16 protein-coding genes and 1 tRNA gene are annotated in these 14,923 nt (G+C 56.1%); 2 read left to right on the top strand and 15 right to left on the bottom strand.

What is annotated here, in order from left to right; all coding sequences use genetic code 11:
* Positions 1–123 precede the first annotated feature (123 nt).
* The 12 genes from B088_RS04085 to thrS form a co-directional block, all read right to left on the bottom strand.
* Positions 124–315, bottom strand: a complete 192-nt coding sequence (locus B088_RS04085) for a hypothetical protein (protein ID WP_018107138.1) — start codon at positions 313–315, stop codon at positions 124–126.
* A gap of 102 nt (positions 316–417) precedes the next feature.
* Positions 418–491: transfer RNA gene (locus B088_RS04090), tRNA-Arg, on the bottom strand.
* A 287-nt stretch (positions 492–778) separates the two neighbouring features.
* Complete coding sequence (cysS, locus tag B088_RS04095) at positions 779–2,272, bottom strand: cysteine--tRNA ligase (RefSeq protein ID WP_018107139.1); 1,494 nt, start codon at positions 2,270–2,272, stop codon at positions 779–781.
* 18 nt (positions 2,273–2,290) lie between these two features.
* Entirely contained in the window at positions 2,291–2,866 is a 576-nt protein-coding gene (locus B088_RS04100; protein ID WP_018107140.1) for a DJ-1 family glyoxalase III, read from the bottom strand.
* Between the two features lie 20 nt (positions 2,867–2,886).
* Complete coding sequence (gene tolA, locus B088_RS04105; protein ID WP_018107141.1) at positions 2,887–3,726, bottom strand: cell envelope integrity protein TolA; 840 nt, start codon at positions 3,724–3,726, stop codon at positions 2,887–2,889.
* A gap of 21 nt (positions 3,727–3,747) precedes the next feature.
* Positions 3,748–4,161: an ExbD/TolR family protein gene (locus B088_RS04110; RefSeq protein WP_018107142.1), complete on the bottom strand. Its 414-nt coding sequence runs from the start codon at positions 4,159–4,161 to the stop codon at positions 3,748–3,750.
* Positions 4,161–4,886: a MotA/TolQ/ExbB proton channel family protein gene (locus tag B088_RS04115; protein WP_018107143.1), complete on the bottom strand. Its 726-nt coding sequence runs from the start codon at positions 4,884–4,886 to the stop codon at positions 4,161–4,163. Before B088_RS04115 ends, B088_RS04110 begins: the two co-directional genes overlap by 1 nt.
* Before the next feature lie 44 nt (positions 4,887–4,930).
* Positions 4,931–5,647 (bottom strand): pyridoxine 5'-phosphate synthase, encoded by a 717-nt coding sequence (locus B088_RS04120; protein ID WP_018107144.1) that lies wholly within the window; start codon positions 5,645–5,647, stop codon positions 4,931–4,933.
* Between the two features lie 142 nt (positions 5,648–5,789).
* On the bottom strand, positions 5,790–6,137 hold the full coding sequence (gene rplT, locus B088_RS04125) for a 50S ribosomal protein L20 (RefSeq protein WP_018107145.1): 348 nt from the start codon (positions 6,135–6,137) through the stop codon (positions 5,790–5,792).
* Between the two features lie 98 nt (positions 6,138–6,235).
* A complete protein-coding gene (rpmI, locus tag B088_RS04130; protein WP_018107146.1) occupies positions 6,236–6,433 on the bottom strand; it encodes a 50S ribosomal protein L35 in 198 nt (65 codons plus the stop codon).
* Between the two features lie 60 nt (positions 6,434–6,493).
* A complete protein-coding gene (gene infC / locus B088_RS04135; RefSeq protein WP_018107147.1) occupies positions 6,494–7,132 on the bottom strand; it encodes a translation initiation factor IF-3 in 639 nt (212 codons plus the stop codon).
* A 109-nt stretch (positions 7,133–7,241) separates the two neighbouring features.
* Positions 7,242–9,248 (bottom strand): threonine--tRNA ligase, encoded by a 2,007-nt coding sequence (thrS, locus tag B088_RS04140; protein WP_018107148.1) that lies wholly within the window; start codon positions 9,246–9,248, stop codon positions 7,242–7,244.
* 453 nt (positions 9,249–9,701) lie between these two features.
* Here thrS and gmk point away from each other — a divergent pair, with 453 nt between their 5' ends.
* Complete coding sequence (gene gmk, locus B088_RS04145) at positions 9,702–10,277, top strand: guanylate kinase (protein ID WP_018107149.1); 576 nt, start codon at positions 9,702–9,704, stop codon at positions 10,275–10,277.
* A gap of 3 nt (positions 10,278–10,280) precedes the next feature.
* On the top strand, positions 10,281–10,901 hold the full coding sequence (gene nadD / locus B088_RS04150; protein ID WP_018107150.1) for a nicotinate (nicotinamide) nucleotide adenylyltransferase: 621 nt from the start codon (positions 10,281–10,283) through the stop codon (positions 10,899–10,901).
* Between the two features lie 3 nt (positions 10,902–10,904).
* Here the strand turns inward: nadD and aroC are convergent, their stop codons facing one another.
* The 3 genes from aroC to B088_RS04165 are packed head-to-tail and all read right to left on the bottom strand — an operon-like array spanning position 10,905 to position 14,918.
* Complete coding sequence (gene aroC, locus B088_RS04155; protein ID WP_018107151.1) at positions 10,905–11,993, bottom strand: chorismate synthase; 1,089 nt, start codon at positions 11,991–11,993, stop codon at positions 10,905–10,907.
* Between the two features lie 7 nt (positions 11,994–12,000).
* On the bottom strand, positions 12,001–13,434 hold the full coding sequence (locus B088_RS04160) for a TIGR00341 family protein (RefSeq protein WP_018107152.1): 1,434 nt from the start codon (positions 13,432–13,434) through the stop codon (positions 12,001–12,003).
* Complete coding sequence (locus tag B088_RS04165) at positions 13,431–14,918, bottom strand: lipopolysaccharide biosynthesis protein (protein ID WP_018107153.1); 1,488 nt, start codon at positions 14,916–14,918, stop codon at positions 13,431–13,433. Before B088_RS04165 ends, B088_RS04160 begins: the two co-directional genes overlap by 4 nt.
* Between the last annotated feature and the right edge of the window lie 5 nt (positions 14,919–14,923).

The following is a 14,923-nucleotide window of genomic DNA, read 5'->3' on the forward strand; positions in this document are numbered from 1 at the left end:
GGCGCACCCAGTGTCACCGGATACACCGCTCCTCTATCTCTATTTCTTAGAAATATTGGTCCTCTATCATCTATAGGGCAGAAGTGCTCTGCTCTACGTCGGGAAGGAGAGGAGAGGGATGGCTCAGTTATGCAGACGCTCCTGCTCGGAAGCCTTCTTGTCCAGCACGATGTGGAGGACGTAGCCGAGGAGGATGAGACCGAGTCCTACAAATAGTCCCACATTCGCCTGTGCACCACCGGTAACACCGATGAAGACCAGCACTCCAGCACCGATAAGCATGACGAGGGTCCCTAGGTATTTCAGGAAATTCATGATAGATGTCTGTTTGGTTTTTTATTATTCTGTCACAAATGTAGCGAAATAATTCGGGGTACCGGCACATAAGCGTACCGACTTCGCAACAAATGTATCGAGTGACCCGGATGGGATTCAAACCCATGACCTTCAGATCCGGAATCTGACACTCTATTCAGCTGAGCTACCGGGCCCTTTTCTCCCCCTCTATACTGCAAAGGTAGACAATTCTCTCGATATATCGAGCCTATTTATCCCCTTTTGCAGGGCAATCGCCATCAAGTCCACCATCTCACACTGTCTCTGTCACCGCCGGCGGAAGGCAGCTGTACAGAGGGCTCCATAAGGGTGCGAGTATCAGCCGGATAGAGACCGCCATTTCTATTACCGGTATTAGTCGCATCTATTACCGGTAGTAGTCAAAACCATTACCGGTATTAGAGAAATCTAATACCGGTAATAGTGAGAGGGGAATTTTTGGTCAGATCGACCACTCGGCACCGTCCTTGGTGTCCTTGATGACAAAGCCAAGCGCCGTCAGGCGATCCCTGATCTCATCAGAGACGGTCCACTCCTTCCTATCCTTAGCCTGCTGACGAAGGTCTAGGAGGAGATCCATCGCTCCGTCAAATGCCTCCTGATGCTGAGAGGAGAGACCGGCTCCGGCGCGGCGCATACCGAGCACACCATAGAGGAAGGTATCGAAGAGCTGACGCAGGTCGGCGATCTGCTCCTCCGTGAGCGGCTGGTCGCCATTCTTGGCGGTATTGATCACCCGAGCGGCATCGAAGAGCTCTGCCACTACCTTCGGAGTATTGAGATCATCATTGAGGTGCTCATAGGAGGCGTGGATGAAGTCCCTCACCTCGGCGCTCTGAGCGTCGGCAGGCTTGAGCGAGTCAAGTGCCTTGTAGGCCTCGTGGAGTCGGGTCAGTCCCTTCTCCGCAGCCTGCAGCGCCTGGTTGCTGAAGTCGAGCTGACTGCGGTAGTGAGCCATCAGGACAAAGAAGCGGACCGTCATCGGGTCGTAGGCCTGATCGAGGAGCTTGTGCTTGCCGCTGAAGACCTCATCCAGGGTGATGAAGTTGCCGAGACTCTTGCCCATCTTCTGACCATTGATGGTGATCAGGTTATTGTGCAGCCAGTAGCGGACCATCGGATGACCCATCGAGGCGACCGACTGGGCAATCTCACACTCGTGGTGAGGAAAGACCAGATCCAGTCCACCACCGTGGATGTCAAACTGATCCCCCAGATACTTGCGTCCCATCGCGGTGCACTCGCAGTGCCAGCCGGGGAAGCCGATGCCCCAGGGACTCTTCCACTTCATGATGTGTTCCGGGGAGGCTTCCTTCCAGAGGGCAAAGTCGAGGGGGTTGCGCTTCTCATCCTGGCCGGCGAGCTGTCTCGTATTCGCCCGCATATCCTCGACGTTACGACCGGAGAGGCGACCATAATTATACTTCTTGTCGTACTTCTCGACGTCGAAGTAGACCGATCCTCCCGAGACATAGGCAAAGCCATTGTCTAAGATCTGCTGAGTCAGCTCGATCTGCTCCTGGATGTGGGCACTCGCCATCGGCTCGATGGATGGAGGGAGGACGTTGAGCGCCTCCATATTGTGATGATAGGCAGTCAGATAGTGCTGCACCACCTCCATTGGCTCGATCTGCTCGAGTCGTGCCTTCTTCGCAATCTTGTCCTCGCCATCATCGGAGTCGTGCTCGAGGTGCCCGACGTCGGTGATATTGCGGACATAGCGGACCTTGTAGTCCAGATGCGACAGGTACCTGAATAGGATGTCGAAGGTGACCCCCGGTCGGGCATGTCCCAGGTGGGCATCTCCGTAGACCGTCGGGCCGCAGACATACATGCCGACGTGCGGCGACTGGAGCGGCTGGAAGTCCTCCAGCTTGCGATCCTCAGTGTTGTAGAACTTAAGTCCCTTCCTTATCTCTTCCTTATTGATCTCCATAAGACTCGTCTCCTCAGATTACAACTTCAGCGGCTCCACACTCTCATCCAGAAGCAAGCCATGAGCCACCTTAGCAGCTGTCTCACTTCCCTCGAGCTGCGACAGGATCGCCACACCGTAGGCAAAGCAGTAGCGCGGACCCCTTGCGGTGATGATCTGTCCGTCCACCACAGCCTCCGCGTCGATAACCTCAGCACCCTCGAGGTACTTCCCCCACCCCGGGTAAGCGGTGGCTCGCTTGCCACGCAGGACACCCATACGCCCCAGCACGGAGGGAGCGGCACACATGGCGCCTACCAGACGACCGTCCTCGAGCTGCGTAGTGATCAGCTCTCTGACCTTTTCGCTCTGATAGAGATTCTCTGTACCGGTAGCTCCACCGGGCAGAGCGATCGCATCGGCGGGATGATTCCGGATCTCATCGATCGTGTGATCGGCAGTAAAGTGGAGTCCGTGAGCGCCCTCTACAGCGGTCGTCTCATTGATGGAGACGAAGCTCGCCTCCACACCTCCGCGACGGAGAGCATCCCATGCTCCCATCGCCTCGGTCTCCTCAAATCCATCTGCTAGGATAATATAAGCTGTCTTTGACATAATTTCTTGATCTAAAGAGCTCAGTGGAGCTCGTACTTGTATGTTATCTTGCCTCGCTGGTTATTCACCTGATCGGCTCGGCTGAAGCGCGTCGCCTTGGCGGCCTTGATCGCGCTTTGCTGCATAGAGTAGTCTCCGATCGTGGTACCGGGAGCGATCGTGGCGGCGATGACGTTTCCACTACTATTGACGGTAATGGCGACGACGATGCGTCCCTCCACATTCTTTGTGAAGTCGGGTCGTTTCAGCCCTCCCACGATGTCACGTCCTGCGAGTGACCAGCCTCCGAAGCCTGCCACTCCTGAGCCGGCACCGCCGCCGGTCACATTGCCTGACGGCGAGCCCTCATAGCCTGAGGTGGAGCCGGACGGAGTGGTTCCCGATCCGGAGGCATTCTGAGCATTCCCCAGAGCACCTGCCACCTTTCCGGCGATCTCAGACTTACGCTTAGCCTCGGCAGCCTCACGCTTCTTCTGCTCCTCGCGGAGACGGTCCTGGCGCCGCTTCTCCTGCTCGGCACGGGTGTCCTTTTTCTTCACTTGCTCCTTCTTCGGCTCCTGCCGCTGGATCTGCTTCACCTCCGGAGCCTCAGGAAGGTCCTGCGTCAGCAGGTCCTCGTCGGGCGGTGTGGGAGTCGGCTCCACAGGCTCCACTTCCTCTGGTGGGATGATCTCGTGCGGATCGTAGGTCCCCTCAGCCTCTGCCATATTGCCTATGGAGACCAGGATCCCTGCCGGCAGGTCAGGAACCTTGATCGGAGGCATGAGGATGACGAATAGCAGCCCCACGGCGAGGATATGTACCCCCACCGCGATGGCTGCTGAGATCCATTGCCGCTTACTTCTCTTATCGTCCTCCACGATTTTCTTCTTGAGTGATGATTACTCCTTGAGCGGTCGTGTGGCGAGGACCATCTGATAGCGGTTCTCGACCGCAATATTCAGCACCTTCACCACCTCGCCGTACGGCACACCCTCATCCGCATAGAGGGCGACGAACATATCAGGATTCTTATCCAGAGTCTCCTGCAGAAAGGGATCAATCTCGTCGAAGGTCACCTGCCGATCCTCCCCGTTACCTATGCCGACGAAGTACTCCCCCTCCGGCGTAATGGTGACACGGGTGACGGGTCGGGCATTGGTCTGCTGGGAGCTCCGGGGCAGTAGGACCCTCAGGGCGCTCGGCACGACCAGCGTGCTCGAGACCATGAAGAAGATCAGGAGCAGGAAGATGACGTCGGTCATCGACGCCATGCTAAAGTCTCCTATTGCCTTTGATCTACGCTTGAGCTTCATCAGTGTATTCCTCCCTTTCGTGCAGAAGTGACGGTGGGCTCATTGAGCAGGTCCATGAAGTCGAGAGCCTCAGACTCAGACTTGGAGACGATCTTGTCCACCCTTGTCGTGAGGTAATTGTAAGCAAAGAGCGCAAGGATACCGACGATCAGACCACCAACGGTCGTCACCAGCGCCTCATAGATACCGGACGAGAGCAGGGAGACATCGACATTAGCTCCAGCCTGCGCCATATTGTAGAAGGCGCGGATCATACCGGTCACCGTGCCGAGGAAGCCGATCATCGGCGCACCGGAGGCAACGGTGGCGAGGAGAGGAAGTGACTTCTCCAAGCGCTGCACCTCGAGGTTACCCACATTCTCTATCGCAGCCATGATCTCATCAGTCGGGCGTCCCAGGCGATCGATTCCCTTGGAGATCATCCTGGCACCGGGAGTATTCTCAGCTTCGCAGAGATCCTTGGCAGACTCGAGCTTGCCCTCACGGATATAGTCGCGGGTCTTCTCGATGAAGGAGGGATTGCTCTTGCTTGCCTTATTGTAGAAGAGCACCCTCTCCACGAAGATATAGCAGGCGAGGATCGAGAGAAGCAGCAGGACAATCATGATCCAGCCTCCCTTGACAGCCAGATCCCATAGATTCATCGTCTCCGTATCGGTAACGGCAGAGCCGGCTACCTGAGAGAGCTGAGGCAGTGTGTCTGCCGCTATTTGAAGGAAATTCATTTGATATTATTCTGATATGATTGGTTTACGATACTAAGCTTGTCTCACTTGCTGAGGATCTCGAGATACTTGCGTACCACGGTCTCAAATCCCTCATAGAGAGCCTCGCAGATCACAGCATGACCAATAGAGACCTCATCCAGCTCGGGGATATACTTGTGCAGGAGAGCCAGGTTATCGAGACTGAGGTCGTGACCTGCATTGACTCCGAGTCCCAGCTCCTTGGCCCGTCTCGCACAGGCGACAAAGGGCTGAACCGCCTCTTCCGGATGTGTCGGGTAGAGGTCGGCATAGGGCTTCGTGTACATCTCCACCCGATCCGCACCCACACTCCGAGCGGCGGCGAGATTATCCAGGTCGGTATCCACAAAGATCGAGGCGCGGATGCCTGCTCGATGAAGCCGGTCGATGATCTTCTCCAGCTGGTCAAAGTGCGTCTCCACATCCCATCCGGCGCTACTCGTCAGCGCATCCGGTGCATCCGGGACCAGAGTCACCTGATCGGGACCTACCTGAGTAACGAGACTAAGGAAGTCCTCCGAGGGGTAGCCCTCGATATTGTACTCCGTGTCGATCACCTGCCTCAGCGCCGGCACGTCGGCGTACTTAATGTGCCGCTCGTCGGGTCGGGGATGGACAGTGATCCCCTGCGCCCCCATCCTCTGGAGGTCCTTAGCCACCTGGATAATGTCCGGGCGATTCTCGCCTCGGGCATTCCGGAGGGTGGCGACTTTATTGATATTGACGCTAAATAGAGTCATGATTACGGTTTATGATTACGATAGACACAAAGATAACACTTTTCCAAGTCAAGTCGCTTGCCAAATCGGATCACGTCACAAAGAGCAGCACCGTAGGGACTACGATGCTGCTCTTATGTGAGTCTATTACTGAGACGAAGGATCAGGCCTTAGCCTTATCCACGATCGCCTTGAACGCCTCCTGGTGATTCATCGCCAGGTCAGCGAGGACCTTACGATTGATCTCGATACCCTTCTCGTGGAGCATGCCCATGAGCTTAGAGTAGGAGAGCCCCTCCTGACGTGCAGCTGCATTGATACGCTGGATCCAGAGGGCACGGAAGGTGCGCTTCTTGACCTTACGATCACGGTAAGCGTAGGTAAGACCCTTCTCCCAGGTATTCTTAGCTACCGTCCAGACATTACGACGTGCGCCATAGTAGCCACGGGTCTGCTTGAGGATTCTCTTGCGCCGCGCCTTGGAGGCGGCATGATTGACTGATCTTGACATGATTCTAAAATTTGTGTGGACATAAGCGGCGGATCATTACTCTCCGCACTTCTCTGCTCATCATCCTGTTACTAAAATCTTACGTAGTCGAGGCTTACTTATGCAAGTCCAAGCAGTTTCTTGACCCCACGCTCATTGGACTTATGTACCAGCCCGTTATTGGTGAGATCACGCTTCTGCCTCTTGGACTTACATGCCAGGAGGTGGCTCTTGTAAGCATGCTTACGCTTGATTTTTCCTGATCCGGTGAGAGAAAATCTCTTCTTAGCACCGCAATTAGTCTTAACCTTAGGCATGACTTGATGGATTATTAATGTATAAATTAGTGATTGCCGCGGCTCCCGCCGTGGTCGTTATTACGCCTCCTCATCCGGCTTTGCGTCAGAGCCCTCATCAGAGGTGTGATTATTATTGTTACTACGGTCGTCACCCTTCTTCTTAGCGACTCCCTTCTTGGGAGAGAAGAGCATGCTCATACGCTTGCCCTCTAACTTTGGCAGCTGATCCACTCGAGCATACTCATCGAGATCGTTGGCAAAGCGAAGGAGGAGCAGCTTCCCTTGATCCTTGAAGACAATGGACCGTCCTCGGAAAAAGACATAAGCACGCACCTTACTGCCCTCCTGCAGGAAGCTGATGGCATGGCGGAGTTTGAAGCTGTAGTCATGGTCGTCCGTCTGAGGTCCGAAGCGGATCTCCTTGAGCGTCGTCTTGACCTGGTTGGCCTTCTGCTCCTTAGCCCTCTTCTTCTGCTGATAGAGAAACTTCTGGTAGTCCAAGATCTTACAGACAGGGGGATCTGCATTGGGCGAAATCTCCACGAGATCCAGCTCCTGCTGCTGCGCCATACGGCGAGCCTCCTGGATGGTGTAGATCCCTTGCTCCACGTTGTCTCCTACGACACGCACCTCACGAGCACGGATCTGCTCGTTGATACGGTTGGAGTTATCATCGTCGCGACTTCCGCGACCATTTGGCTGTCTTCTTGCGGACATTAAGTCTCTTCTTGAGGTCTAAAAAATTTAGTTACGTGACGGTCATCATCGTCCCCTACCCCTCGCGGGATAAGTATAAAGGACGACTAAACCTGTAGTTATCAGTCTATTATTCCTTATCGTGCTGGTGAGCAAAGGCCTTCTGAGCCTCATCAGTATGCTCCCACTGATGAGTCTGCTGGTAGATCTCCTGAGCCACAGCGTCGGCAAAGGTACTAATTTTTTCCGTACCCTGTTCGCCCTCACCCTGTTTACGGATAGAGACTGTACCATCAGTCTCCTCCTTCTCACCTACGATCAGGAGGTAGGGAATGCGCATCAGCTCTGTCTCGCGGATCTTCTTGCCGAGCTTCTCGTCCCGATCGTCGACCTTGACGCGGATACCCTTCGCCTTCAGCTCATCCTCCACCTTATAGGCGTAGTCGAGATACTTCTCCGACACGGGGAGGACTGCCACTTGATCCGGACAGAGCCAGAGGGGGAACTTGCCCGCCGTATTCTCGCAGAGGACAGCAACGAAGCGCTCGATAGAGCCGAAGGGAGCACGGTGCAGCATCACCGGACGGTGTAGCTGACCATCCTCGCCGGTGTACTCGAGCTGGAAGCGCTCCGGGAGATTGTAGTCCACCTGGATGGTACCGAGCTGCCACTTGCGCCCGATGGCGTCCTTGACCATAAAGTCAAGCTTGGGACCGTAGAAGGCAGCCTCTCCCTCGACCAACTTCGCCTTGACACCGCGGTCCTTGCAGACCTCGATGATGGCACTCTCGGCCTTCTCCCAGTTCTCGTCCGACCCGATATACTTCTCCCTATTATTAGGATCGCGCAGGGAGATCTGTGCCTCGAAGGACTTAAACTCCAGGGTCTTGAAGACAATATATATAATGTCCATCACGCGCTCAAACTCCTCCTTGATCTGATCAGGGCGGCAGAAGATATGCGCATCATCCTGCGTGAAGCCTCTCACGCGCGTCAGTCCGTGGAGCTCACCGCTCTGCTCGTAGCGATACACGGTACCAAACTCCGCAATCCGCACAGGCAGATCTCGGTAGGAGTGAGGCTTGCTCCGGAAGACAATGCAGTGGTGAGGGCAATTCATCGGCTTGAGCATATACTCCTCACCCTCCTGCGGCGTGGTGATGGGGCGGAAGGAGTCCTTGCCATACTTCGCCCAGTGACCTGAGGTGACGTATAGTTGCTTGCTACCTATATGAGGCGTCATCACCTGCTGGTAGCCATAGGTCTCCTGGACACGCTCCAGGAAGCGCTGCAGGGTCAGACGAAGCTGTGTACCACGCGGGAGCCAGAGGGGCAGACCGGGTCCCACCTCGCTCGAGAAGGTAAAGAGTTCCAGCTCCTTACCGATCTTGCGGTGGTCGCGGAGCTTTGCCTCCTCCACCATCTGGAGATACTCGTCGAGCATCTTAGCCTTGGGGAAAGTGACACCATAGATACGGGTCAGCATCTGACGATTCTCGTCCCCACGCCAGTAGGCGCCGGCGAGCTTGGTGAGCTTGACCGCCTTGATCAGACCGGTACCGGGGATATGGGGTCCACGACAGAGATCGACGAAGTTACCACAGGTGTAGGTGCTTATCGTCCCATCCTCGAGGTCCTGGATCAGCTCCACCTTGTAGGGATCCTTATCCTCCTCAGTCCAGTGGTGGAGGGCGTCCTCCTTGGAGATCTCCTGACGGATCAGTGGCTGATCCTCCTTGGCGAGCTCCATGATACGCTTCTCCAGCTTAGGCAAGTCGCTCTCCGTCAGGGTGGTGCCGGTCTCCGTCATATCGACATCGTAGTAGTAGCCGTCATCTACAGCGGGACCGATGGCAAATTTCACCCCGGGATAGAGCTCCTGCAGTGCCTCGGCGGTGAGGTGTGCCGAGGTGTGCCAGAAGGCATGCTTCCCCTCGTCATCATCCCAGGTGAAGAATTGCACCCGCGCATCCTCCTCTATGGGACGCATCACATCCCACAGCTTACCATTCACCCTCGCCACGAGGATCTTCTTAGCCAGCTGAGGGCTGATCTCTGCCGCCAGCTGCTGACTGGTTACCCCCTTGGGGGCCTCCTTCTGAGACCCGTCCGGAAATGTAATTGTGATATTTGCCATGATCTATATGGATTGATCTACTGTCTGATTTTACTATCTTTAATAGACAAAGGTACAAACTTTTGCCGTAATCCGATCAGGCCGATAAAATCAAGAGACGAGGTCTGAATAAGGAGGATGACGAGAAATCCCGCTACTAAAAAAGGTCAAGCACACCCGATCCCGCCAAAGAGTCATAGCCCTATTTTAGGAGCCGGACGAAGACCAGCCACAGACCTGGAAATCAGCACTCAGCATTCCTCAAAATCTATTACCGATATTAGATTCATCTATTACCGGTAATAGTGTCGACTAATACCGACTATAGTGATCACTAATACCGGTATTAGTTTAGGGCTTCTTCTCGTGACCTGATTTGCCGGCGCCGGAAGAGGGATATAAAAAAGGGGAGACGGCAAAAAGTTGGTACCTTTGACTTGAGATAGATAGTACCATTCACTTTTGACTCCCCACATGCAAGGCAAGCTAATCATTTTCTCCGCCCCCAGCGGCTCGGGTAAGAGCACGATCATCAATAAGCTTATGAGCGAGTATGGCCTCCGGGGCCGCTTCTCCATCTCTGCCACCTCGCGCAAGCCGCGCGGTAGCGAGCAGGATGGTGTCGAGTACTACTTCCTCACGGAGGAGGACTTCAGGAGGCGGATCAGTGAGGGGGACTTCCTGGAGTACGAGGAGGTCTATCCGGGATGCTTCTATGGGACACTTCGGAGCGAGGTGGACAGGACGCTGGCTCAGGGGGAGAATGTGATCCTCGACATCGACGTGCAGGGTGGACTCAATGTCAAGAAGATCTATGGCGACAGAGCGCTGACGCTCTTCATCCAGCCGCCGAGCATTGAGCGTCTGCGGGAGCGACTGGAGCGAAGGGGGACAGATGCCCCTGAGGTGATTGAGCGGAGGCTCGCTAAGGCGGAGACAGAGCTCTCCTTTGCTCATAGGTACGATGCGGTCGTCGTGAATGACGACCTCGAGGAGGCGTGTCGCGACGCAGCTCGTGTCATCGAGGACTTCCTCTCTACAGATGTGTGACAGATGCGCGAGATACTCTTCTACCCCGGCTCCTACAGCCCTCTGCACATAGGCCACCTCTGCCTCGCCAATTACATCATCGAGCAGATGCGCGACCGCTTCGATGAGCTGTGGTTTTCGCTCACGCCGAGCAACCCCTTCAAGGAGGACAATCTGCTGCTGCCGGACGACTTCAGGCGGCGCTGGGCGGAGAGCCTCCTGCGAGAGCACCCTAAGATCCACCTGAGCCTCGATGAGTGGGAGCTGCCGCAGCCCAATTACACCCTCCGGACCATGCAGTACCTCCATGAGAAGTACCCGGACAGCCACTTTACCCTCCTGATGGGGCTCGACAGCCTGCTCTGGCTCCATAAGTGGTACCATAGCGATGAGCTGACCCAGACGACCGACATACTGGTCTATCCGCGGCCGGGATACCATCTGCCGGAGGACTTCGAGATGCCGGCGAGGACGCGGGTGATCGACGATGTGCCGACGTACGAGGTCTCCTCGACAGACATCAGAGAGCGTCTCGAGGAGGGGAAGGATCTCCCCTATCTCCTCGCCACCTCTATCGATGACCCGCTCTACCGGGAGTTACTGGAGCTGATCCGCACCTCCGGGCATAGAACCGGGGCGGAGTAAGCCCTACGACAACGGCCTCACCCCACGGAGGAGCAGGTAGTGGTCCACGAGGACCAGTGCCGTCATGGCGTCGACGACCGGCAGCACGCGGGGGAAGACGGAGCAGTCGTGGCGACCGGATATGGTGAGATCGGTGGGGTGACCGTCGGTGTCGACGGTGGACTGAGGGCGAGCAATGGAGGCTATGGGCTTGAAGGCGGTTCGGAATCGGATCACTTCCCCATTGGAGATGCCACCCTGGATGCCTCCTGAGTGATTGGTGGAGGTTCGTATTTCTCCCTTTTCATTCGTAACAAAAGGGTCATTGACCTCCGACCCCATCATCTCGGCGAGAGCAAAGCCGTCCCCGAGCTCGAAGCCCTTGGCAGCATTGATACTCATCAACGCTGACGCCAGGCCGGCAGAGAGCTTGTCGTAGAGCGGATCGCCCCACCCTGCCGGCACACCCCGCACCACAGTCGTGACCACACCACCGAGGGAGTCGCCCGCGGCACGCGCCTGACGGATCAGCTCCTTCATCTGCTGCTCTATCGCCGGATCTGGACAGCCGTAGTCCGATGCCTCCACATCGGCACATTTTATCTCATCTAAGTAGTTGTCAGGCAACCCCACGCCACCAAGTCGTGAGGTGTAGGAGACAATCTCCAGCCCCACCTCCTCCCGGAGGATCTGGCGGGCAATTGCTCCGCCCACGACGCGAACGGCTGTCTCGCGGGCTGATGCCCTGCCGCCGCCTCGCCAGTCCCGGATGCCATACCTCTTGGTATAGGTATAGTCTGCGTGGGAGGGGCGAAAGACGTCCCTGAGCCGGTCGTAGTCGGAGCTACGGTGCTGCTCATTGGGGATCACGAAGGCAAGAGGCGTACCGGTAGTGATGCCGTCCAAGAGACCGGAGACAAAGTCGACCCGGTCACTCTCCCGCCGTGCGGTCGATCCCTCTGTGACTCCGCCACGCCTGCGGGCAAGCTGATGCGCCACCTCATCGCAATTGACTCTGAGACCGGCAGGGCAGCTATCGATGACCCCTCCGATATAGGGGCCATGCGACTCGCCAAAGGTAGTGAGGCGAAAGAGCTTGCCGTGGGTATTCATACCACCACTACTTCATCTTGGCAGACGTGAGGATGTCGACCCTTGACCTGGGGATCCGAATGGCCACCCAGCGACGTATGGTCTGCTCTCTCTCCTCGGTGAGCTTGCTGGAGGGCGTATAGATCCGGACAAGGAATGTCGTGTCCGGGCTATTGACCTCAAGTGAGTCCTGATTGTAGGTGATCACGTCGCCAAACTCCAGCTGACTCACCTCAGGGAAGAGCGCCTTCATATCGACGGCAAGTCGCTGCGACTCCTCTCCGATAATGGCATACTGGGAGAGCAGTCTCTGCAGTGAGTCGATCTGGTAGTGCTGGTAGGCAACGAGGTCAGCGGTTCCACGTCCGCCATCGCCCCTGTAGACGTCATCGAGGATCGAGGATCGGAGGCGCTGTACGTTTTGCCGGTCGTAGTTTTGCTGGATCATCAGGGCGGTCTTGTGGAGGCCATAGCCATCGAGCTTCGCATCCAGCACCTTCTCCTCCTCCTCGGTGATCTCCGAGCCGAGTACATTCACGGTCATGAAGGTGGAGTCTCCATGCTTGTAGGAGTCGTAGGAGAGCACATAGCGGTCATCACCGGTGATCTCAGAGCGGATGAAGTTTCGCTCCGCCTGCTCCTTGACTGTGGTCTGTACCATCTGCCATGCCAGATAAATACTGGGCAGGAGTGTGCAGATGACGATGACGGCAACGGCGCGATTGAGCAGCCGCCCCCGCTTCTTGTCGACATAGGTGACCCGCGGGTAGTCAAGCGCACGTACCGTTATGTAAGTGGCGAGCCCGATGAATACTGCGTTGATGATGTAGAGGTAGAAGGCACCGATGAAGTAGTGGAGATTCATCGTCGCGATGCCATATCCTGCAGTACAGAGCGGTGGCATGAGGGCGGTGGCAATGGCGACACCGGGGATCACATTCCCCTTATTCTTACTGGCACCGGCCGTGATGCCTGCCAGACCGCCGAAGGAGGCGATCAGCACGTCGTAGAAGGTCGGCTGTGTGCGGGCGAGGAGCTCCGAAGTGATAGTCTCCACCGGTGAGAGGAGGAAGTAGACTGTAGCGGTGGTGATGCCGATGAGGGTCATCATACCGAGGTTCTTGAGACTACGCTTGACCAGCTTGAAGTCGGTGATCCCAAGCCCGAGACCGAAGCCGAGGATAGGACCCATGAGTGGGGAGATGAGCATCGCACCGATGATAACGGCGGTGGAGTTCATATTCAGTCCCAGCGACGCGATGAAGATCGCGCAGATCAGGATCCACATCTTCGGACCCTTGAAGTCGACATCGGCAGCAATCGACTCGATGGTCTTCAGCTCATTTTCCTTGTCGAGACCGAGGTCAAAGTACTCCTTAAGGAAGCCGATGAAGCCTTCGTTCTTCTTTACCTGAGGCTGTTCTGCATCTTCGGGCTTGGGATTGGATGGTTGGGTACTCATTTTCTATAATGACGCAAAAGAGTAAATACAGGAGTAAAGAAATAGCCTGCAAGACCGATGTAGATCAGCAGGAGAAGCGTACGGAGTACAAGCGTGAGCGCCAAGCTCTCGGGGTGGATCTGCATCCCACCGAAGTAGAAGAGTGCTCCCAGCGCCAGGATCCCCAGATCCGACCGTGTCCGGTATGCTATCGGATGGTGACGCTGCCCGAGGACGTAGGAGAGGAGGAGCATGACGAGGTTGCAGCTGACGGCGGCCCAGGCACAGGCTATGAAGCCGTAGCGTGGCACGCCCAGCGTGATGATTGTCAGAGTGACGACGAGACCGATCACGGCAAAGAGCGCCCCGTAGTAGGTCCGATCCGTCACCTTATACCAGACAGAGAGGTTGTAGTAGATCCCAAAGAGGATCTCGCTAAACATCATCCACGGCACGATCACCAGTCCGGAGTAATAGTCGGGACGGACGATGACCTTGAAGACATCGATCCAGTACATCACTCCGACGAAGATCACCGAGGCGAAGAGGATGAAGTAGGTCATCGCCATCGTATACGCCTGACCGGCGTCCCGAGACTTCATCTTGCTAAAGACGAAGGGGTCGTAAGCGAAGCGGAACGCCTGCAGGAACATCACCATGATGACCGAGATCTTGAGGTTTCCGCCAAAGATCCCGAGCGCCGTCATCCCCTCGCCGTGGTCGGCATAGAGGTAGGGGATCAGCACCTGACCGGCCATCTTATTGAAGTCGCCCGCCAGACCGAGCAACACCAGCGGACCGCAGTATCGCGCCAGCCTCGGCAGAAGCTCTCGGTCGAAGCCTTTGATCCCGTACCTGAAAAGCGGCAGCATCATCAGTGCCTCGATGCCGGAGGCGAGGAGGTTGGAGATGAAGATATACCCTACTCCCATGCCGGGTCGGTAGAGCCAGCCGGGTAGAGCGTACCCCGCCGCCTCGAGTCTCGGACAGACGATGAGGAAGAAGAGGTTGAAGAAGATATTCAGCCCGATGAAGAGGAACTTGTAGAAAGCAAAGCGCCAGGGCTTATGCTGATAACGCAGGTAGGCAAAGGGGAGCGACATCAGGGCATCCAGCGCCACGATGACGACAAACATCCCCACGTACTCCGGGTGAAGGGGATACTTCAGGAAGTCCGCTATTGCCTGCGTCTGAGTAAGCCCGACGAGGAGGAAGATCAGCACCGGGACAGACAGCACCTTTAGGCAGGTGGCGTAGACCTGCTGCGGCTTATCGGAGGTATTGATGAAGCGAAAGAGCCCCGTCTCCAGCCCAAGCGTCAGTACCACGAGTATCACACTGACCCAAGCATAGAGATTGGTCACTATGCCATACTCCGCCGAGGTTGCCAGCACCCGGATGTAGAGGGGTGCCAGGAGCCAATTGAGAAACTTGCTGACGATATTCGTAAGGCCATAGACCACCGTGTCCTTGGCCAGACTCTTCATGCCGCCGCCCTGTGCCATAAGTC

The sequence above is a fragment of the Porphyromonas bennonis DSM 23058 = JCM 16335 genome (assembly GCF_000375645.1).
In the GTDB taxonomy this organism is placed as follows: domain Bacteria; phylum Bacteroidota; class Bacteroidia; order Bacteroidales; family Porphyromonadaceae; genus Porphyromonas_A; species Porphyromonas_A bennonis.